This is a genomic window from Citrobacter sp. Ct235 (assembly GCF_030332305.1).
Classification (GTDB): Bacteria; Pseudomonadota; Gammaproteobacteria; order Enterobacterales; family Enterobacteriaceae; genus Citrobacter_A; species Citrobacter_A telavivensis.
Window position 1 is genome coordinate 917,956 of record NZ_JAOWIC010000049.1, and the last position, 20,591, is coordinate 938,546.

The 20,591-nt window shown below is 51.7% G+C and carries 18 protein-coding genes, 2 tRNA genes and 1 other RNA gene; 9 read left to right on the forward strand and 12 right to left on the reverse strand.

Annotated elements, in window-relative coordinates:
* Positions 1-5: 5 nt before the first annotated feature.
* On the reverse strand, positions 6-179 hold the full coding sequence (locus tag OGY35_RS21445; protein ID WP_086512586.1) for a YciY family protein: 174 nt from the start codon (positions 177-179) through the stop codon (positions 6-8).
* A gap of 141 nt (positions 180-320) precedes the next feature.
* On the opposite strand from OGY35_RS21445, the gene cls reads away from it, so the two are divergent.
* Positions 321-1,781: a cardiolipin synthase gene (cls, locus tag OGY35_RS21450; protein WP_286633411.1), complete on the forward strand. Its 1,461-nt coding sequence runs from the start codon at positions 321-323 to the stop codon at positions 1,779-1,781.
* Positions 1,782-1,815: 34 nt separating this feature from the next.
* The gene (locus tag OGY35_RS21455; protein WP_042283511.1) at positions 1,816-2,145 is read left to right on the forward strand and encodes an HI1450 family dsDNA-mimic protein; all 330 of its coding nucleotides are present in this window, start codon (positions 1,816-1,818) and stop codon (positions 2,143-2,145) included.
* 40 nt (positions 2,146-2,185) lie between these two features.
* On the opposite strand, the gene OGY35_RS21460 is transcribed toward OGY35_RS21455, so the two are convergent.
* The 7 genes from OGY35_RS21460 to ychE form a co-directional block, all read right to left on the reverse strand.
* A complete protein-coding gene (locus tag OGY35_RS21460; RefSeq protein WP_286633412.1) occupies positions 2,186-3,022 on the reverse strand; it encodes an ion transporter in 837 nt (278 codons plus the stop codon).
* A 47-nt stretch (positions 3,023-3,069) separates the two neighbouring features.
* A complete protein-coding gene (gene oppF / locus OGY35_RS21465; RefSeq protein WP_178826088.1) occupies positions 3,070-4,074 on the reverse strand; it encodes a murein tripeptide/oligopeptide ABC transporter ATP-binding protein OppF in 1,005 nt (334 codons plus the stop codon).
* Positions 4,071-5,084 (reverse strand): murein tripeptide/oligopeptide ABC transporter ATP-binding protein OppD, encoded by a 1,014-nt coding sequence (gene oppD, locus OGY35_RS21470; protein ID WP_152404340.1) that lies wholly within the window; start codon positions 5,082-5,084, stop codon positions 4,071-4,073. The genes oppF and oppD overlap by 4 nt, the downstream gene beginning before the upstream one ends.
* An 11-nt stretch (positions 5,085-5,095) precedes the next feature.
* Positions 5,096-6,004 (reverse strand): oligopeptide ABC transporter permease OppC, encoded by a 909-nt coding sequence (oppC, locus tag OGY35_RS21475; RefSeq protein ID WP_286633413.1) that lies wholly within the window; start codon positions 6,002-6,004, stop codon positions 5,096-5,098.
* Positions 6,005-6,018: 14 nt separating this feature from the next.
* The gene (oppB, locus tag OGY35_RS21480; RefSeq protein ID WP_042318633.1) at positions 6,019-6,939 is read right to left on the reverse strand and encodes an oligopeptide ABC transporter permease OppB; all 921 of its coding nucleotides are present in this window, start codon (positions 6,937-6,939) and stop codon (positions 6,019-6,021) included.
* Positions 6,940-7,058: 119 nt separating this feature from the next.
* Complete coding sequence (oppA, locus tag OGY35_RS21485) at positions 7,059-8,687, reverse strand: oligopeptide ABC transporter substrate-binding protein OppA (protein WP_152404333.1); 1,629 nt, start codon at positions 8,685-8,687, stop codon at positions 7,059-7,061.
* A gap of 760 nt (positions 8,688-9,447) precedes the next feature.
* On the reverse strand, positions 9,448-10,095 hold the full coding sequence (gene ychE / locus OGY35_RS21490) for an NAAT family transporter YchE (protein ID WP_042318631.1): 648 nt from the start codon (positions 10,093-10,095) through the stop codon (positions 9,448-9,450).
* A gap of 476 nt (positions 10,096-10,571) precedes the next feature.
* On the opposite strand from ychE, the gene adhE reads away from it, so the two are divergent.
* Entirely contained in the window at positions 10,572-13,247 is a 2,676-nt protein-coding gene (gene adhE / locus OGY35_RS21495; RefSeq protein WP_286633414.1) for a bifunctional acetaldehyde-CoA/alcohol dehydrogenase, read from the forward strand.
* Between the two features lie 128 nt (positions 13,248-13,375).
* Here adhE and tdk read toward each other — a convergent pair whose 3' ends face one another.
* Entirely contained in the window at positions 13,376-13,993 is a 618-nt protein-coding gene (gene tdk, locus OGY35_RS21500; protein ID WP_178825973.1) for a thymidine kinase, read from the reverse strand.
* A 603-nt stretch (positions 13,994-14,596) separates the two neighbouring features.
* Between tdk and hns the strand changes: the two genes are divergently transcribed.
* A complete protein-coding gene (gene hns / locus OGY35_RS21505; protein WP_042318627.1) occupies positions 14,597-15,010 on the forward strand; it encodes a histone-like nucleoid-structuring protein H-NS in 414 nt (137 codons plus the stop codon).
* A gap of 139 nt (positions 15,011-15,149) precedes the next feature.
* Here hns and galU read toward each other — a convergent pair whose 3' ends face one another.
* From galU to rssA, 3 genes are all read right to left on the reverse strand, one after another.
* Positions 15,150-16,058 carry a UTP--glucose-1-phosphate uridylyltransferase GalU gene (gene galU, locus OGY35_RS21510; RefSeq protein ID WP_152404327.1) on the reverse strand — a complete coding sequence of 303 codons (909 nt, stop codon included), beginning with the start codon at positions 16,056-16,058 and terminating at the stop codon, positions 15,150-15,152.
* Between the two features lie 200 nt (positions 16,059-16,258).
* The gene (rssB, locus tag OGY35_RS21515; RefSeq protein WP_152404325.1) at positions 16,259-17,272 is read right to left on the reverse strand and encodes a two-component system response regulator RssB; all 1,014 of its coding nucleotides are present in this window, start codon (positions 17,270-17,272) and stop codon (positions 16,259-16,261) included.
* A 92-nt stretch (positions 17,273-17,364) separates the two neighbouring features.
* Positions 17,365-18,273: a patatin-like phospholipase RssA gene (gene rssA, locus OGY35_RS21520; RefSeq protein ID WP_152404323.1), complete on the reverse strand. Its 909-nt coding sequence runs from the start codon at positions 18,271-18,273 to the stop codon at positions 17,365-17,367.
* A 112-nt stretch (positions 18,274-18,385) separates the two neighbouring features.
* Between rssA and OGY35_RS21525 the strand changes: the two genes are divergently transcribed.
* The 5 genes from OGY35_RS21525 to OGY35_RS21545 all read left to right on the forward strand — a co-directional run bounded on the left by OGY35_RS21525 (position 18,386) and on the right by OGY35_RS21545 (position 20,412).
* A complete protein-coding gene (locus OGY35_RS21525; protein WP_152404321.1) occupies positions 18,386-18,841 on the forward strand; it encodes a YchJ family protein in 456 nt (151 codons plus the stop codon).
* A 55-nt stretch (positions 18,842-18,896) separates the two neighbouring features.
* The gene (gene purU / locus OGY35_RS21530) at positions 18,897-19,739 is read left to right on the forward strand and encodes a formyltetrahydrofolate deformylase (protein WP_152404318.1); all 843 of its coding nucleotides are present in this window, start codon (positions 18,897-18,899) and stop codon (positions 19,737-19,739) included.
* 296 nt (positions 19,740-20,035) lie between these two features.
* Positions 20,036-20,120 (forward strand) — tRNA-Tyr (locus tag OGY35_RS21535).
* Positions 20,121-20,152: 32 nt separating this feature from the next.
* Positions 20,153-20,237 (forward strand) — tRNA-Tyr (locus OGY35_RS21540).
* Between the two features lie 43 nt (positions 20,238-20,280).
* Positions 20,281-20,412, forward strand: a non-coding RNA gene (locus tag OGY35_RS21545) — RtT sRNA.
* The last annotated feature ends 179 nt before the right edge of the window (positions 20,413-20,591 follow it).

Below are 20,591 nucleotides of genomic sequence, written 5' to 3' on the forward strand. Positions count from 1 at the left end.
TTCACTCAGAGGCTGTGGATCGCAAACAACAGCGAATTACGCTGCTGATTCAGGACACACTTTCTGATTGAGTGGATGCGCATATTCCGACGCGACTGCCCCTCAAGCCAACGCGCTTTACGGCGACTGGCCTGACGCAGCATCCGCCAGCGCCCCACTTCCGTTCTACTCCGCTTCATGATACCTACTCTTACAGTGCTAGAATGGGCATTATACCCCCCGCAGACAGGCAGGCTAGCGCTTTTGCCGTGTTTTTATTTGCCAGATTAATCATGACGCGTAAACTCATAACAATACGCTTTCAAAAGGATTTTTAATCTATGACAACCTTCTACACGGTGGTGAGTTGGCTGGTCATTCTGGGCTACTGGGTGCTCATTGCCGGTGTAACATTACGTATTTTAATGAAACGCCGTGCGGTTCCCTCCGCGATGGCCTGGCTGTTGATCATTTACATTCTGCCGTTGGTCGGAATTATTGCTTATTTATCCTTCGGGGAACTCCATTTAGGCAAACGCCGGGCCGAGCGCGCCCGCGCAATGTGGCCGTCCACCGCGAAGTGGCTGAACGATCTCAAAGCCTGCAAACACATCTTTGCCGAGGAGAACAGCAGCGTTGCCGCTTCGCTGTTCAAACTCTGTGAGCGCCGCCAGGGCATCGCTGGCGTCAAGGGCAACCAACTTCAGTTGCTCACCGATTCTGATGATGTGATGCAGGCGCTGATCCGCGATATCCAGCTCGCGCGACATAACATCGAGATGGTGTTCTATATCTGGCAACCCGGCGGCATGGCGGATCGGGTTGCGGAATCTCTGATGGCTGCCGCACGACGCGGGATCCATTGCCGCCTGATGCTCGACTCTGCCGGCAGTGTCGCCTTCTTCCGCAGTCCCTGGGCAGCGATGATGCGCAACGCCGGCATCGAAGTGGTTGAGGCGCTGAAGGTCAATCTGTTCCGTGTGTTCCTGCGCCGTATGGACCTGCGTCAACACCGTAAAATGGTAATGATCGACAACTATATTGCCTATACCGGCAGCATGAATATGGTTGACCCGCGCTTTTTCAAACAGGATGCGGGTGTGGGCCAATGGGTGGATCTGATGGCGCGAATGGAAGGTCCGGTCGCCACCGCGATGGGCATCGTCTATTCCTGCGACTGGGAGATTGAAACCGGCAAGCGGATCCTGCCTCCGCCGCCGGACGTCAACATCATGCCGTTCGAAGAGGCCAGCGGACACACCATTCATACCATCGCCTCTGGCCCAGGCTTTCCGGAAGATCTGATACACCAGGCGCTGCTGACCGCAGCCTATTCGGCGCGTGAATATTTGATCATGACCACCCCCTATTTCGTGCCGAGCGACGATTTACTGCACGCCATCTGTACGGCGGCGCAGCGCGGGGTGGACGTCAGCATTATTCTGCCGCGCAAGAATGATTCGCTGTTGGTCGGCTGGGCCAGCCGCGCCTTCTTTACCGAACTGCTGGCGGCAGGAGTGAAAATCTATCAGTTTGAAGGCGGTCTGCTGCATACCAAGAGCGTACTGGTCGATGGTGAACTCAGTCTGGTCGGGACCGTGAACCTCGACATGCGCAGTCTGTGGCTTAACTTTGAGATCACACTGGTCATTGATGACGTCGGATTCGGCGGCGATTTGGCTGCCGTGCAGGACGATTACATCTCCCGTTCCCGGCTGCTGGACGCGAGTTTGTGGGTAAAACGGCCACTCTGGCAGCGGATCACCGAGCGACTGTTTTACTTCTTCAGTCCGTTGCTGTAAAACGTGCCCAAGAGACGGTAAACAGGTAGTCATTATGGATATGGATCTGAACAATCGCCTGACTGAAGACGAAACGCTTGAGCAGGCTTACGATATTTTTCTCGAACTGGCGGCCGACAACCTCGATCCGGCGGACATTATTTTGTTCAACCTGCAGTTTGAGGAACGCGGCGGCGCGGAGTTATTTGATCCGTCAGAAGACTGGCAGGAGCACGTTGATTACGACCTGAACCCTGACTTCTTTGCCGAAGTGGTGATTGGTCTGGCGGACAGCGAAGATGGCGAGATCAACGATATTTTTGCTCGCGTACTGCTGTGTCGCGAAAAAGATCACAAGCTCTGCCATATTCTCTGGCGCGAGTAATAATGATGAAGAGAAGAGCCGCCAGCGCGGCTCTTTTTATTTAGTCCGGTAGTTTACTGCCGCAATGGTTACAAAACTTCGCGCTATGTTCGTGCTGGCTTTGCTGACACTGCGGGCATTTCCGCTGCTGGCTTCGCTTTTGAAACGCGATGCTCATATGGGTGGTGATCAATCCGGTGGGGATCGCAATCACCGAGTAGCCAATCAGAATCAGTACTGACGCCACTACTCGCCCCAACGGGGTGTGAGGCGTAATATCGCCGTACCCGACTGTCGTAACCGTAACAATCGCCCAGTAGACCGACGCATTCAACGTGGTAAAGCCATATTCCGGCCCTTCGATGAGATACATCAGCGTGCCGAAAATAATCATCACAATGCCGATAAACGAATAAAACAGAATTAGCTGATGTCGGGCGCTCAGAATCGCCTGCCAGAACACCCGTAGCGAAGGCATAAAGCGCAGTAACTTCAGGATCCGCAAAATACGAATGGCCCGCATCGCCCGCCAGGCAAAAACGTAATTAAGGCTGATTTCCGGCCACAGCCACATCACATACAAGGGCAGAATGGTGGCTAAATCAATCAGGCCCCAGAAGCTGAAAACATATTTCGCCGGATTCGGCCAACTCACTAAACGCAGAAAATATTCCAGCGTAAAAACCAGCGTGACGAAGAGTTCGAGCCAGACGAAAATATGCCACTCATCAAATGTCAGGTGATATTGCGTGCCAATGCCCGACTCAATAAAAATAATCAGCACGCTGAGCAGCGCGAACAGTGCACATAATCCCTCAACCCGTCGGCCTGAACGGGTATTCAGGTCGAACAAACGGTGATAAACCCGCCCGCGAAGTGATGACAATGAAAACGACACGATAACCTCAGTAAAAAGAAGGGCTGACAGTTTGTCAGCCCTTGCAATTATAACGGGTCTACCTTAAGGCAGGATACGGCATGCCGGAAACTACCTTCCAGTACCGGGCGCGTTTTCGCACACTCGGGCCCGGCAATGGGGCAACGGGTGCGGAATACGCAGCCTGACGGCGGATTAATCGGTGACGGCAATTCCCCTTCCAGTAACTGAATCGTCTTGTTCTTTTCCAGATCGGGATCGGGAATCGGCACCGCCGACATCAGCGCTTTGGTGTAGGGGTGCAGCGGGTTGTGGTAAACCTCATCATAGGTTCCCAGCTCCACGGCATGGCCCAGATACATCACCAGTACGCGGTCGGAGATATGTTTTACGACCGCCAGGTCATGGGCAATGAAGATCAGCGACAGTCCCATCTCCCGCTGAAGCTGCTGCAGCAGATTGACGACCTGCGCCTGAATCGACACGTCCAGCGCGGAGACCGGCTCATCACAGATGATCAGCTTCGGCTCCAGAATCAACGCCCGGGCAATCCCGATACGCTGGCACTGTCCACCCGAAAACTCATGCGGGTAGCGGTTGATCAGGTTTGGCAGCAGGCCCACCTTCATCATCATCGCTTTCACCCGATCGCGCACATCCTGACGCGATAGCTTCGGATGATAGGTCCGCAGCGGTTCAGCAATGATTTCACCAATGGTCATGCGCGGATTCAGCGACGCCAGCGGATCCTGGAAAATCATCTGAATATCGCTGCGCACGTCGCGCCATTCATCGGGTTTCATTCCCAGCAGGTCTTTACCTAACCATGCCACCCGCCCTTCGGTTGCTTTTACCAGTCCGATAATGGCCCGGGCAAAGGTCGATTTCCCACAGCCAGATTCACCAACGACACCCAGCGTCTCCCCTTCATACAGCCGCAGCGTCACGCCATCGACGGCCTTCAGGGTTTTCGAGGGCTGCCAGAACCACTGCTTGCCATCTTTAATGTCGAAATGCACCTTCAGATCGGCGATTTCCAGGAGGACTTTACGTTTTTCATCAACAGCGTTCATGCCAGATCCTCCACCGGTTTAAAGCAGGCGCGCAGACGTCCTGGACTGAACTCTTCCAGCGGCGGCGCGGTGCTGCAAATCTCCATCGCATGAGGGCAACGCGGCTGAAACGGACAGCCTTTCGGCAGACGCAGTAAGTTGGGCGGGTTTCCCGGAATAGTCAACATCTCTTCGCCTTCACCATCCAGACGCGGCACTGCGTTCAGCAGGCCAATCGAATACGGATGAACGGGCTGATAAAAGACATCGCGGGCATTACCGTATTCCATAGTCCGACCGGCATACATCACCAGTACTTTGTCGCAGATACCGGCCACAACCCCAAGATCGTGGGTAATCATGATGATTGCGGTGTTAAATTCACGCTTCAGTTCATTCAGAAGCGTCATGATTTGCGCCTGTACGGTGACGTCCAGCGCCGTCGTCGGTTCGTCGGCAATCAGTAACTTCGGCCTGCACAGCAGCGCCATTGCGATCATCACGCGCTGGCGCATACCACCGGAAAATTCATGCGGGAACATCTTCATCCGCTTACGCGCTTCCGGCATTTTGACCGCGTCCAGCATTCTGACCGACTCGTCAAACGCCTCCGCTTTGCTCATGCTTTTATGCAGCATCAGCACTTCCATCAGTTGCTCTCCGACGCGCATGTAAGGGTTCAGCGAGGTCATCGGGTCCTGGAAAATCATCGAGATCTGTTCGGCGCGCAGTTTATTCAGTTCTCGCTCCGGCAGATTGAGGATCTCGCGTCCGCTGAAGGTCGCCGAACCGCCAATCCGGCCATTGGCGGCCAGCAGCCCCATCAGCGCAAACGCGGTCTGCGATTTGCCTGAACCGGACTCCCCCACGATACCGAGGGTTTCTCCGGCGCGCAGCGTAAAGTTCAAATCATTCACTGCGGTGACATCACCGTCCGGAGTGCTGAACGTCACGCGGAGATCTTTTACGTCCAGCAGTGCGTTAGCCCTTTGCTGCGTGAACGGCACGCTTGCAGTTTCAATTACGCTCATGGCTGCACTCCTTAACGGTCTTTCGGGTCGAGGGCATCACGCAGGCCATCGCCAATAAAGTTAAAACAGAACAACGTCACCACCAGGAAGCCTGCCGGGAACAGCAGTAGCCATGGCGACACTTCCATCGAGTTGGCGCCATCACTCAGTAATGCACCCCAACTGCTCAACGGCTCCTGCGTGCCCAGTCCCAGGAAGCTGAGGAAGGATTCAAACAGGATCATGCTTGGCACCAGCAAAGAGGCATACACCACCACCACGCCCAGCACGTTAGGCACAATATGGCGCAGTACGATATTGCCGGTCGACACGCCACCCACCTGCGCGGCCTCGATAAACTCTTTTCGCTTCAGGCTCAGGGTCTGCCCGCGCACAATACGCGCCATATCCAGCCAGGAGACCATTCCGATCGCCACAAAAATCAACAGAATGTTTTGTCCGAAGAAGGTGACCAGCAGAATAACGAAGAACATAAACGGGAAGGAGTTGAGGATTTCCAGCAGACGCATCATCACGGAGTCGATTTTTCCGCCCAGATAGCCAGAAAGCGAGCCGTACAGCGTGCCCACCACCACGGCTACCAGCGCGGCGGCGATGCCAACCATCAGCGAGATCCGCCCGCCAATCGCCACGCGCACCAGCAGGTCACGTCCGGAGGAGTCGGTACCGAAATAGTGGCCTGATTCGGTATCTGGCGCGCTGGACATCATTCCCCAGTCGGTATCGAAGTAGGTGAACTGCGACAGCATGGGTGCCAGCGTCACAAACAGCGCGATCATTACCAGCACAATCAGACTGGCGACCGCGGCGCGGTTATGCATGAAACGACGGCGTGCATCCTGCCACAGGCTGCGTCCTTCGACCTCCAGCTTCTCACTGAAATTCTCCAGCGCGTCGCTGTTTTTCTTACTTAACATCATCGCGAGCTCCAGTATCAGTAACGAATTTTCGGGTCGATGACGGCGTACAGCACGTCAACTATCGCATTAAAGACAATGGTTAATGTCCCCACGAGGATCGTCAGGCTGAGAACCAGCGAGTAATCGCGGTTCAGCGCGCCGTTAACAAACAGCTGACCGATACCCGGCAAACCATAAATTGTCTCAATGACCATCGAACCGGTGATAATCCCGACAAATGCTGGTCCCATATACGAAAGCACCGGGAGCAGCGCGGGTTTCAACGCATGGCGAAAAATGATGCGACGCATCGGCAGCCCTTTGGCTCGCGCGGTGCGGATGAAATTCGAGTGCAGCACTTCAATCATCGAGCCACGGGTGATACGCGCAATACTGGCAATATAGGCCAACGAGAGCGCCACCATCGGCAGGATCATAAATTTCAACGCCCCACCGTTCCAGCCGCCGCCCGGCAGCCACTTGAGGGTGATCGCAAATATCATGACCAGTAGCGGCGCGACCACAAAGCTCGGTATCACCACCCCGGTCATGGCCACCCCCATGACCGCATAGTCCCATCGCGTGTTTTGCTTCAACGCGGCAATCACGCCGGCGCTCACCCCGAGGACAACGGCCAGAAGAAAGGCTGCAAGGCCCAGCTTCGCGGAAACCGGGAAGCTCGAGGCAACCAGATCGTTAACCGTATAATCTTTGTATTTAAAAGAAGGTCCGAAATCACCGTGCGCCAGCTGCTTCAGGTAACTGAAATACTGGGTCATGATGGGATCGTTCAGATGGTATTTCGCTTCAATATTCGCCAGGACTTCCGCTGGCAGCGCGCGTTCACCGGTGAAAGGACTTCCCGGCGCAAGGCGCATCATAAAGAACGAAATGGTAATAAGAATAAACAGTGTCGGAATTGCTTCCAGACAGCGGCGTAGAATAAATTTCAACATTGCCCGTACCTTCTGGCGAGTGCCTTTACACCCCTTCACGCAGAACCACTGATGAGGAGTGTTGAGAGTCGACGAAAAAAGACACTGTGGGGCAACCTATGCTGCCCCACCCTTTGCCATTAATGCTTGATAATATACAAGTCTTTTACGTGGATATTATCCATCGGGTCTTTACCGGTATAACCACCCACCCACGGTTTAACCAGACGGGCGTTGACGTAGTAGAACACCGGCACAATCGCAGAATCTTTATCAAGCTGCTGCTCGGCTTTACCGTACAGCTCAGTACGCTGCTCTTCATTCGTTGCTTTCAGCGCATCGGCAAGGATCTTGTCAAACGCCGGGCTCTTATAGTGCGTCGTGTTGTTCGAGCTGTCAGACAACACCATATTCAGGAAGGACGTTGGTTCGTTGTAATCCGCACACCAGGCCGCACGTGAGACATCATAGTTACCCTGATGACGCGTATCGAGGAAGGTTTTCCACTCCTGGTTTTCCAGCTTCACATTCACGCCTAAGTTTTTCTTCCAGATGGACGCGGCGGCAATAGCCAGTTTTTTATGCAGATCGGAGGTGTTATACAGCAGGTTGAAGGTCAACGGTTTTTCCGCGGTATATCCGGCTTCAGCCAGTAATTTTTTCGCTTCTTCGTTACGTTTTTCCTGCGTCCAGCCAAACCACTCTGGTTGAGTCAGTTTTGCGCCGTCGGTGTACGGAGGCGTGAAGCTGTATGCCGGCAGGTCGCCCTGGTTTTTCACTTTATTAACGATAATATCGCGGTCCAGCGCCAGCTTGAGCGCGGTACGCACGCGGACATCCGTAAACGGTGCTTTCTGGTTATTGATTTCGTAATAGTAGGTGCACAGATACGGGTCAACGTGAACTTCGTTCGGGATCTCTTTTTTCAGCTTCTGGAACAGTTCAATCGGCATGTTGTTATAGGTCATGTCGATTTCACCGCTGCGGTAACGGTTGACGTCCGTCACTTCTGAAGCGATTGGCAGGTAGGTCACCTGATTAATGACCGTTTTGGCGTTGTCCCAATAATTAGGATTGCGCTCGAGCACGATATGCTCGTTGACGACCCAGTCTTTCAGCTTATACGCACCGTTGGTGATGATATTCGCTGGCTGTGTCCACTTCTCACCGTATTTTTCGACAGCGGCTTTAGGAACCGGGGAAACGGATGAGTGCACCAGCAGTTTGTAGAAATAAGGAACAGGCTCGCTGAGGGTGACTTCAAAGGTATTATCATCGATGGCTTTAACACCGAGATCGGTTGGTGGTTTCTTGCCGGCAACAATGTCGTCAATATTGACGATGTGACCATACTGGAGATAACTGGCGTAAGGAGATGCGGTATTCGGATTTGCCAGACGCTGCCAGCTGTATACAAAATCGTGGGCCGTCACCGGCGAGCCATCTGACCATTTTGCGTCTTTGCGCAGATGGAATGTCCAGACTTTAAAGTCTTTATTTTCCCATTTCTCAGCCACGCCCGGGGACGGTTTACCGTCGACGTCACTGATGATTAAACCTTCGAACAGATCGCGGCTGATATTGGATTCCGGCACCCCTTCAATTTTATGCGGATCGAGGGACTGTACTTCCGAGCCATTATTTCGCACCAGCGTCTGTTTTTCTGCCAGTTGTACACCTGCGGGAACAACCGCCGCCGTCGCCACATTTCCGGCGATTAGCGCAGTCAAAATTCCTGCCGCCACTAAACTTTTTTTCGTGTTGGTCATTGTGTTTGTACTCCCTCATTATAATTACTGGTTAAATCACCAGCCTGTTAATCCCGTCAGGGATCTCTGAGCAGCTCCGGAGACTTTCAGCTGTCAGGTCGTTTACTGCCTGCTATCACCGACTTTATTTATTCTGGCGATTCGTTTGATCACCTTACGTCGATTCGTTATACGCCTCCCCTGCCAGGGGCGCATGAATAGTGGGCTGAACTGCCTTGTTGATATTTATTCTCATCAACGAGCAATCTGCTGCAATATGAACTGTCGGAAAGTAACAAAAGCATTAATTAACCGCCAATACAATTTACAGATTTGTTAAGCAATTCTCTTTTAGAGAAAAAATACCGTTCCGGTGGAACGTTCCGAAACATACAAAATAAATATAATCACTTATTAATCATACAATTAACAGCACCTCATCAGACTGAAAGCGTTGATATCAGCAAAAGGCGTAAAAATGTACGATAATTTAACAATTGGTTATTTTTTAGCACATTCATCTGCAAGTTCACTGAATTAACTAATATCATCTCAATTATCCTTCAGCAAGCCCAGGATTGTGATGTGAGCAAAATAACAAAGTGGCGGTATGAAGCGGGAGTAAAAGCGCTGCAAAATCAAGAGGATTTACACCCAGAAAGGCATGAGTTTTCCCCGAAGTACGGGCCTGAAAGTCAGAAAGGTGACGAAACGGAGAAGTAGAACATAGAGATGAACGGAGCCACGAACAGCTCCGTAGGTTATTTCATCTGAAAGCGAATTAACTTAACAGCCCTGGAAATATGGCCTTAATACCCGTGACAATAAATTCGATGCCCAGCGCCATTAATAGCAGACCCATAATTCGGGTAATCACGTTAATACCCGTCTGCCCCAGAACTCGCACCAACCACGGTGCCATACGGAAAAGTCCCCAACAGCACAGGGCAAAAATCGCAATCGCCACAAAAAAGCCAAGCAGGTACATCACGCTGTGGTAACGCGTTCCCCACACGATGGTCGAACTGATCGCCCCTGGACCCGCCATCAGCGGCAGCGCCAGAGGAACGACGCCCACGCTTTCCCGGATTGCCGTTTCCGATTTTTCCTGCTTGTTCTGTTTATCCTCTCCCAGTTTCCCGCTAATCATCGACATCGCGATGGTCACCACCAGGATACCGCCAGCAATGCGGAACGAGTCAATTGAGATGCCGAACAGTTGCAGAATACCGTCACCGAGGAATAACGAGGTCCACAGAATGATCGCGACGGACAGGTTGGCAGTCAGGTTCGTTTTATTGCGCGCCGCCGCGGTCTGGTAACTGGTCATACTGATGAAGACAGGAATAATCCCAACCGGGTTCACTAACGCAAACAACCCGATGAAAAATTTGAAATAAACAGGAAAATCGAACAGCGTTTGGATCACGGTTAGCTCCGAAGCGTTAGCCGTATAAAATGAGTTAAAGTTACCGGGTGAAAACCGTGCTGAAGATACGCCTTTTCACAGCACATTTCACCAGGGCAAACGTAAAATTGCTACCATTCCTGAGTGTTACCAATATGTTTTAATTATGATAATTTGACAGCCATTCACCACTACAATTAGACAACACTTAGCGTTAAGGGCTAAAAGGGCCTGCTGAAAGGTGTCAGCTTTGACAAATCTTGATCCAGATCACGTAATCGCTACTCAGAAGTGAGTAACCTTGCTTACGCCACCTGAAAGTAACGCGTTAGAGTTAGATGCCGCTGACGCATAAACTCTTTTAGTAAATCAGAGCAAACTGGACGTTAAGTAACCAATTGATTTTCTGGCCGTTATGCAAACTAACGCCCGCTGTCTATACTCACGTATCGAGCAGATGATTTACTAAAAAAGTTTAACATTATCAGGAGAGCATTATGGCTGTTACTAATGTCGCTGAACTTAACGCACTCGTCGAGCGCGTCAAAAAAGCCCAGCGTGAATATGCCAGTTTCACTCAAGAACAAGTTGATAAAATCTTCCGCGCCGCCGCTCTGGCCGCTGCAGATGCTCGAATCCCTCTCGCGAAGATGGCCGTTGCCGAATCCGGCATGGGTATCGTCGAAGATAAAGTGATTAAAAACCACTTTGCTTCTGAGTACATCTATAACGCTTACAAAGATGAAAAAACCTGCGGCGTGCTGTCTGAAGACGACACCTTCGGGACCATCACCATTGCTGAACCTATCGGTATCATCTGCGGTATCGTACCTACCACTAACCCAACCTCTACGGCGATCTTTAAGTCCCTGATCAGCCTGAAAACTCGTAACGCAATCATCTTCTCTCCGCACCCACGTGCGAAAGATGCGACCAACAAAGCGGCAGATATCGTGCTGCAGGCGGCTATCGCGGCTGGCGCACCGAAAGACCTGATTGGCTGGATCGATCAACCTTCCGTAGAACTGTCTAATGCACTGATGCACCACCCAGATATCAACCTGATTCTGGCGACCGGTGGTCCGGGCATGGTGAAAGCGGCATACAGCTCCGGTAAACCCGCTATCGGCGTGGGCGCAGGTAACACTCCGGTGGTTATCGACGAAACCGCTGATATCAAACGTGCTGTTGCATCCGTACTGATGTCTAAAACCTTCGATAACGGCGTAATCTGTGCTTCTGAACAGTCTGTTGTTGTGGTTGATTCCGTATACGACGCCGTTCGTGAACGTTTCGCCAGCCACGGCGGCTACATGCTGCAGGGCAAAGAGCTGAAAGCCGTTCAGGACGTTATCCTGAAAAATGGCGCGCTGAACGCTGCTATCGTAGGTCAACCCGCATATAAAATCGCTGAACTGGCAGGTTTCTCTGTACCGGAAACCACCAAGATTCTGATCGGTGAAGTGAAAGTGGTTGATGAGAGCGAACCGTTCGCTCACGAAAAACTGTCCCCGACGCTGGCGATGTACCGTGCGAAAGATTTCGAAGACGCCGTGCTTAAGGCAGAGAAACTGGTCGCCATGGGCGGTATCGGTCACACCTCTTGCCTGTATACCGACCAGGACAACCAGCCGGAACGCGTGGCTTACTTCGGTCAGATGATGAAAACCGCTCGTATCCTGATCAACACCCCGGCATCTCAGGGTGGTATCGGTGACCTGTATAACTTCAAACTCGCACCTTCCCTGACTCTGGGTTGTGGTTCCTGGGGTGGTAACTCCATCTCTGAAAACGTTGGTCCGAAACACCTGATCAACAAGAAAACCGTTGCTAAGCGAGCTGAAAACATGTTGTGGCACAAACTTCCGAAATCTATCTACTTCCGCCGTGGCTCACTGCCAATCGCGCTGGATGAAGTGATTACTGATGGCCACAAACGTGCGCTCATCGTGACTGACCGCTTCCTGTTTAACAACGGTTATGCAGACCAGATCACCTCTGTGCTGAAAGCCGCTGGCGTTGAAACCGAAGTGTTCTTTGAAGTGGAAGCTGACCCAACGCTTTCTGTCGTCCGTAAAGGCGCTGAACTGGCAAACTCCTTCAAACCAGACGTTATCATCGCGCTGGGTGGCGGTTCCCCGATGGACGCCGCGAAAATCATGTGGGTCATGTACGAACATCCGGAAACGCACTTCGAAGAACTGGCGCTGCGCTTTATGGATATCCGTAAACGTATCTACAAGTTCCCGAAAATGGGTGTGAAAGCGAAAATGATCGCGGTCACCACCACGTCCGGTACCGGTTCTGAAGTCACGCCGTTCGCGGTTGTGACCGACGATGCAACCGGCCAGAAATACCCGCTGGCTGACTATGCCCTGACCCCGGATATGGCGATTGTCGATGCCAACCTGGTGATGGAGATGCCGAAATCACTGTGTGCCTTTGGTGGTCTTGATGCGGTGACTCACGCCCTGGAAGCTTACGTTTCCGTACTGGCTTCTGAGTTCTCCGACGGTCAGGCACTGCAGGCGCTGAAACTGCTGAAAGAAAACCTGCCGGCGTCCTATAACGAAGGGTCTAAAAACCCGGTAGCCCGTGAACGTGTTCACAGTGCAGCCACCATCGCCGGTATCGCGTTTGCGAACGCCTTCCTCGGTGTTTGTCACTCAATGGCGCACAAACTGGGCTCTCAGTTCCACATTCCGCACGGCCTGGCAAACGCACTGCTGATCAGCAACGTTATTCGCTACAACGCGAACGACAACCCGACCAAGCAGACTGCCTTCAGTCAGTATGACCGTCCGCAGGCACGCCGTCGTTATGCTGAAATCGCAGACCATCTGGGTCTGAGCGCACCGGGCGACCGTACTGCAGCGAAGATCGAGAAACTGCTGGCATGGCTGGAAAGCCTGAAAGCTGAACTGGGTATTCCGAAGTCAATCCGCGAAGCGGGCGTTCAGGAAGCAGACTTCCTGGCTCACGTAGACAAGCTGTCTGAAGATGCATTCGATGACCAGTGCACTGGCGCTAACCCGCGCTACCCGCTGATCTCCGAACTGAAACAGATCCTGATGGATACCTTCTACGGTCGTGAGTACTCTGAAGGAACGCCGGCGGCGAAAGAAGTTGCTGCCGCGCCGAAAGCAGAGAAAAAAGCGAAGAAATCCGCTTAATCCTCGCTGAGCATTCACAACGTAAAAGCGGCCTCTGTTGAGGCCGCTTTTTTATATCCGAAATCAGTTACTGCTGTCGGGTCAATGAACGGCTGAGCACTTCGCCAACCGCTCATCAAGGCAGACGGTTAGTCGTGACGATGGCGTTCCTGTATCGCTGTCAGAGACCCCTCCTCCAGCGCTTCCTTATAATGCTTACGGCAGACTGACACATACCGCTCGTTGCCGCCTATGACCACCTGTTCGCCTTCATTATAAGGTCTGCCCGCCTGATCAAGACGTAGCACCATACTTGCTTTACGTCCGCAGAAGCAGATGGTTTTGAGTTCAACCAGCTTATCTGACCACGCCAACAGGTATTGGCTACCCACAAACAGTTCGCCGCGAAAATCCGTGCGTAATCCGTAGCACAACACCGGAATATCCAGTTGATCAACAACTTCCGATAATTCATAAACCTGCTGTCGGGTTAAAAACTGACATTCGTCCACCAGCACACAATGAACAGGCTGTTGCGCATTATCGGTTGCAATCTCTTCATACAGCGATGAATTCTGGTTAAACAATTTGGCGGGAGAAGACAGCCCGATACGCGAACTCACTTTCCCCGCGCCATAGCGATCGTCTATTTCGGCGGTATATACAACAGTACGCATCCCGCGTTCCTGGTAATTGTATGAAGATTGCAGTAAGGCAGTCGACTTACCGGCATTCATTGCTGAATAGTAGAAATATAGCTGTGCCATCGGCCACAGACCCTCACCAAAGTGAAATAAAGACGGGCGCAGTGTAGCATAATTTGAATCGTTATCGGTGCCTGGTTCTGCACCTGTCGGCTATATCTTCCGTCGCCAGCACACGTCCCGCGAAAAATCTGTAGAGGTGAATGTACGGAAAATACGAATTAACAATTGAGCAAACAACGCGCGATGGATCCCATTCTTGTCGTATTGTGCGTTCGATATTCATCAACACTGCTTATCAACACCGCCCTAATGGAAACCCTGAACTTATTGTTACTGTTCTACATAACTATTGCGGAGTAATAGACGGTGTCCATCAACAAAACTAATACAAAAGGTTGAAATCACTACGATGAGAGTCTATTTCGTCGTGTGAAAATGTGACCTGAATCCGGATGTTTTCGACTGAAAAAAGGAGTAACCGCTCAGCCAATAAGCCCTTTTTTGTGCGTTCCTTCAAGAAAAATTTAAGTTCGGATATTTATTGTTGGCAAAAAATAAAGGGCAATTTTGAATTCCTTACATTCCTGGCTATTGCACATCTGAATTTAACGCTCTATTATTAGCTCAACAAACCACCCCCAATATAAGTTTGAGATTACTACAATGAGCGAAGCACTTAAAATTCTGAACAACATCCGTACTCTTCGTGCGCAGGCAAGAGAATGTACCCTTGAAACGCTGGAAGAAATGCTGGAAAAATTAGAAGTTGTTGTTAACGAACGTCGTGAAGAAGAAAGCGCGGCAGCGGCTGAAGTTGAAGAGCGTACTCGTAAACTGCAACAATATCGTGAAATGCTGATTGCTGATGGTATTGATCCGAATGAACTGCTGAATAGCATGGCTGCGGTTAAATCCGGCACCAAAGCTAAACGTGCAGCGCGTCCGGCTAAATATAGCTACGTTGACGAAAACGGCGAAACTAAAACCTGGACTGGTCAGGGTCGTACTCCGGCAGTGATCAAGAAAGCAATGGAAGAGCAAGGTAAACAACTGGATGATTTCCTGATTAAGGAATAATCTGTAATCTACCTGCTTAAAATCCCGCGCTCTGCGGGATTTTTTATGTCCGCGATCTACCGATTCCCCATAAAGCGTGCGTATAAAAAAACGGCACTGGATACCAGCGCCGTCTCTGTTCGTTAATTATAACGTCTGGTTACTTCTTAATACCCATCTCTTCTTCGAGCCAGGCCTTAAATTCGCTGCCAAGTGAATTATGTCGAATGCCATATTCCACAAATGCCTGCATATAACCTAATTTATTGCCGCAGTCGTGGCTCTTTCCTTTCATATGATAGGCTTCGACAGTCTCTTTTTCGATCAGCATATCGATAGCGTCAGTCAACTGAATTTCGTCACCCGCTCCCGGAGGGGTTTTCGCCAGCAGAGGCCAGATGTCCGCGCTCAGCACGTAGCGGCCAACAATCGCCAGGTTTGACGGGGCGACATCGGCTTTCGGTTTCTCAACGACGCCCACCATCGGAACGCTTTCGCCAGGTGCCAGCGGCACGCCTTTACAGTCAACAACACCGTATGCGGTCACATCAGCGACCGGCTCAACCATGATCTGGCTATTTCCGGTTTCATCAAAACGACGAATCATTTCTGCCAGGTTATCCTGGGATAAATCGGACTCAAACTCATCAAGAATAACGTCAGGCAAAATTACGGCGACAGGCTCATTACCGACTACCGGATGGGCGCACAATACCGCGTGGCCCAGGCCTTTTGCCAGCCCCTGACGAACCTGCATTATCGTGACGTGCGGTGGGCAAATAGATTGCACTTCTTCGAGTAGCTGGCGCTTAACGCGTTTTTCCAGCATCGCTTCCAGTTCAAAACTGGTGTCGAAGTGGTTTTCGATCGAATTTTTCGATGAGTGAGTCACCAGCACAATTTCAGTGATGCCCGCAGCAATACACTCGTTAACGACATACTGAATTAATGGCTTATCAACCAGCGGCAACATCTCTTTCGGGATCGCTTTCGTCGCCGGTAACATCCTGGTTCCTAATCCCGCAACCGGGATAACGGCTTTTTTGACTTTCGAGTTAATGGCAGCCATTTAAATTCTCCTGGACTGTTCATGTATTGAACGTGTTCATCAATCTGTATCGCATCGAGTATATCAGGACTGACTCAAGCCTCAGGTCCGAAAAGGATGCGTGTTCGTATAATTAAGATAAATACGTATAAGACTGGCGCTGATAGTAGCACCAGCAGAGAAAGGCAGGTACGGCAATTTGCATCCGCCCTCTCGATTGTTCATTCCGCAGACAACATAAGGCGCAATCGACCTCCTGCCCCCCAAATTTGACACTGCCAGGCTTCGCAGCGTTGACTAATTTGGTTGAGGTAGGTATTGCCTAACGTTCCCAGCGGAACGCCGTTACTGATCTGCACATTATGCGATCCGGTATTTAATGTCGCATTGAGTCCAGCCGAAACCAGAATCAGATTTTTAAGCTCACTATGATAATAGCCGACTAATAGCGGGAACTGTCCGGGTAAATTGGCCTGACGAAGCAGATGGTTGACCTGTTTCAATAATGCCCCCAGTTCCGGCAGGCGCTGATTCTGATGCGCGAGTTGATCCTGCAACAAGCCATTAAATAACGCCCGCAGAAGTAACGCCGCCAGCACACCGTTGTCACCGGCCCGGGTAACGTCCAGACAATAAAAGGCGAGATCGTTATCCGAGAGCGGCGCGATATCCAGAACCAGTCCAGGCTTATCCGCCGAAACCAGTTGTCGATAATTGACCCGGCAATGCGAAATAACCTGCTGTACCGGAGGCTGAAGCTCCTGAAGCAATTTCGCGGCGGCGGCGGGATTGTCCACCATCGCATCCCAGTCGCGAAACAGGCGCTCTTCTTCTTCAACACGGGAATTAAACATGTTCGGATAAAGGCAGGCAAACACGGTTTCCCGCAGCCGGGTCAGGTCCTTTACCGGTTTCAGCAGAACGTCATCCACACCGAGGCGTAAGGCTTTGGCAATATCCGCCATATTCTCTGTCGCCGAGATCACCAAAATCGGCGTCTGGTCACCGCGGTTACGCAAATGCTCCACCAGGCTGAGGCCGTTCATCCTTGGCATGGCGAGATCGCAAATCATGAGATCGGGCGTGAAATCGGTTAAACGGTCCAGAGCCTCTAAGCCATCGCCCGCCAGTGCCGTTGTCGCTCCCAAAGAGGAAAACCAGGAATCCAGAAGCGAGCGGAAAACCGGCTCGTCCTCAACGATTAAAATCTGTTTTCCGACCAATGGCTGCGTCATGTTCTCTCCCCTGACTGGCTCTACTCAATAGTGGCATGCTATTGCCACACACGCCTGTCAGAATATGCTTAAGTGTAGTTAATAATGGTGCGTCAAACGCCGGCACGCACCAGAGGCAAAAGTTCGTCCATCTTTTTCTCTACCGCTAACCGCCCTGCTTCTATGGCAGCGCTGGCACGATGAAAATCCAGGGTGGAGATTTGTGGACAGAAAGGTTGAATTAATATGTCCGGCGGATCGCCCGCCATGCGGTTACGCTTCAGGCGATTTTCCAGCACCTGAATCGAGGTGGTCATGATTTCCATCGCGGTTGGCGCGGTCACCACGCGGCGTGCGGTGATATTACCCAGCCGCTCTTTCAGGCGTGCGTGCCAGGAGAGTCCTTCGTCATCACCCTCCGGACTGTCATCGCTGACGTTCAACGACAGCAAATCCTGCTGCATCAGATGCGCGTCGTGTTGCAGATCGACGGCAATCACGATATCCGCGCCCAGTGCGCGGGTCAATGAGATGGGAACCGGGTTAACGACACCGCCGTCCACCAGCCAGTAGCCATTGTGGGCGACGGGAGACATCAGGCCAGGAATACTGCAGGAGGCGCGAACGGCGAGATGGAGATCGCCTTCAGTAAACCATAATTCGCGTCCCGTACTGAGATTGGTCGCCACCGTTGCGAAACGACGACTGCACTGCTCAATTTCGGCCACAGGCATGACGTTGCGGTATTGATTGAAGACGCGCTCGCCGCGCAGCAGTCCGCCCCTTCGCCATGACAGGTCCATCAGACGCAGGACATCCCAATAGCTGAACGAGCAAACCCACTCTTCAAGCGCGGGCAATTTATTGCAGGCATAGGCGGCACCGACCAACGAACCGATGGAACACCCTGCAACGATATCAATATCAATGCCCATGTGTTTGAGGGCTTTGATGACACCAATATGCGACCAGCCTCGCGCAGCACCTGAGCCTAGCGCCAGACCTATTTTCATTTTTCTCATTTGACCGACAGACTTCCCCTGGCTTACGGGCGTAGCAACATCTCCAACGCTCAGTTAACATAGTGCTACCCAGGCTTTTTTTATACGCCGTTTTTTTATCAGGGAGTTTTTTGTGTCTCAACGTTGTCCCTGTGGTAGCGCAGTCGAGTATAGCCTATGTTGCCACCGATATCTGTCTGGTGAGCAAGTCGCACCCGATCCATCGCACCTCATGCGTTCGCGCTACTGCGCTTTTGTGATGAAAGACGCAGATTATTTAATCAGGACCTGGCATCCGACCTGTCACGCGGCCCGTTTTCGGGATGAGATCGGTGCCGGATTTGCCACGACCGAATGGTTGGGGCTAACCGTTTTCGAGCACACCGTCTCTGAGGCCGACAACACCGGCTACGTCAGTTTTGTCGCCCGTTTTCGCGAACACGATAAACCGGGGGCGATCATTGAACGTTCTCGTTTTTTAAAAGAAAACGGTCAGTGGTACTATATCGATGGTACACGCCCGCAATTGGGACGTAACGACCCCTGCCCTTGTGGTTCAGGTAAAAAATTTAAAAAATGCTGCGGCTAGTCAACCGCCCGACAGTATTCACTTAGCAAACATCATCAACAGGATTACCGCTGCAATGCATTCTTTACAACGAAAAGTGCTTCGTACCATCTGCCCTGACCAGAAAGGGCTTATCGCGCGGATTACGAATATTTGCTACAAACATGAACTGAATATTGTGCAGAACAATGAGTTTGTAGACCACCGAACCGGGCGCTTTTTCATGCGTACCGAGCTGGAAGGGATTTTTAACGACTCCACGCTGCTGGCCGATCTGGACAGCGCCTTGCCGGAAGGCTCCATTCGTGAGTTGAATCCCGCCGGACGTCGTCGCGTGGTGATTCTGGTCACCAAAGAAGCGCATTGTCTGGGTGACCTGTTAATGAAAGCCAACTATGGCGGGCTGGATGTGGATATCGCCGCGGTGATTGGCAATCACGAAACGCTGCGTTCGCTGGTTGAGCGTTTTGAAATTCCCTTCGAACTGGTCAGTCATGAAGGTTTAACCCGCGAAGAGCACGACCAGAAGATGGCGGACGCGATTGACGCACACCAACCGGATTACGTGGTGCTGGCGAAATATATGCGCGTGCTGACGCCGGAATTTGTGGCCCGCTTCCCGAACAAAATTATCAATATTCACCACTCATTCCTGCCGGCGTTCATTGGCGCACGGCCTTACCACCAGGCTTACGAGCGCGGAGTGAAAATCATCGGCGCGACGGCGCACTATGTGAATGACAATCTGGACGAAGGTCCGATCATCATGCAGGACGTTATTCATGTGGATCACACCTACACGGCGGAAGATATGATGCGAGCCGGGCGCGACGTCGAAAAGAACGTGCTGAGCCGCGCGTTGTATCAGGTGCTTGCCCAGCGCGTATTTGTCTACGGCAATCGGACGATTATTCTTTAATCGACTGAGAAATGAATTGGTTAGCTTTACACCTTTGCGGGTAAAAATCAGGCAACCAGTTTATTTTTCTCACCGGAATGCTTTACAGGGGCGCATCATTTGATATGATGCGCCCCGCTTCCCGAAATGGAAGCAGGCCAGTAAAGCGCATTACCCCGTGGTGGGGTTCCCGAGCGATCATAAGGTAGCTGACTGTAAATCTGCCGTCATCGACTTCGACGTTCGACTCGAGCATAGCGAGAGAGCGTTACCGCAGGTAACGATAATCCTTCATGCTATGAAACACCAAACCCTGTGGTGGGGTTCCCGAGCGGCCAAAGGGAGCAGACTGTAAATCTGCCGTCATCGACTTCGAAGGTTCGAATCCTTCCCCCACCACCATCTCTTTCGAGATATCAAAGCATCACACCCCTGGCGGGGTTCCCGAGCGGCCAAAGGGAGCAGACTGTAAATCTGCCGTCATCGACTTCGAAGGTTCGAATCCTTCCCCCGCCACCATTATTTGCTACGGCAATGTAGCAACCCCGATAAGTTATGCAGAAGTTTGCACTTACCGGGAAGGGTGAGAGCCTTCGATTAAGGTTCGACTCGAGCGAAAGCGAGAGAACGTTACCGTAGGTAACGGCCCGAAGGGTGAGGAGCGAAGCGACGAATAATCCTTCCCCCGCCACCATCACTTCCCTATTGTCCCCGTTTAAATCCAAACTCTAATGCCCTATATTCTGCCCATGCGGGAAGGATGAGAAGTGTCGATTAAGGTTCGATTCGAGCAAAGCGAGAAAGCGTTTCAGCAGGTAACCTTTGCCCGGTGGCACTTCGTTTACCGGGCCTACCAGTTCGCCATCATGTAGG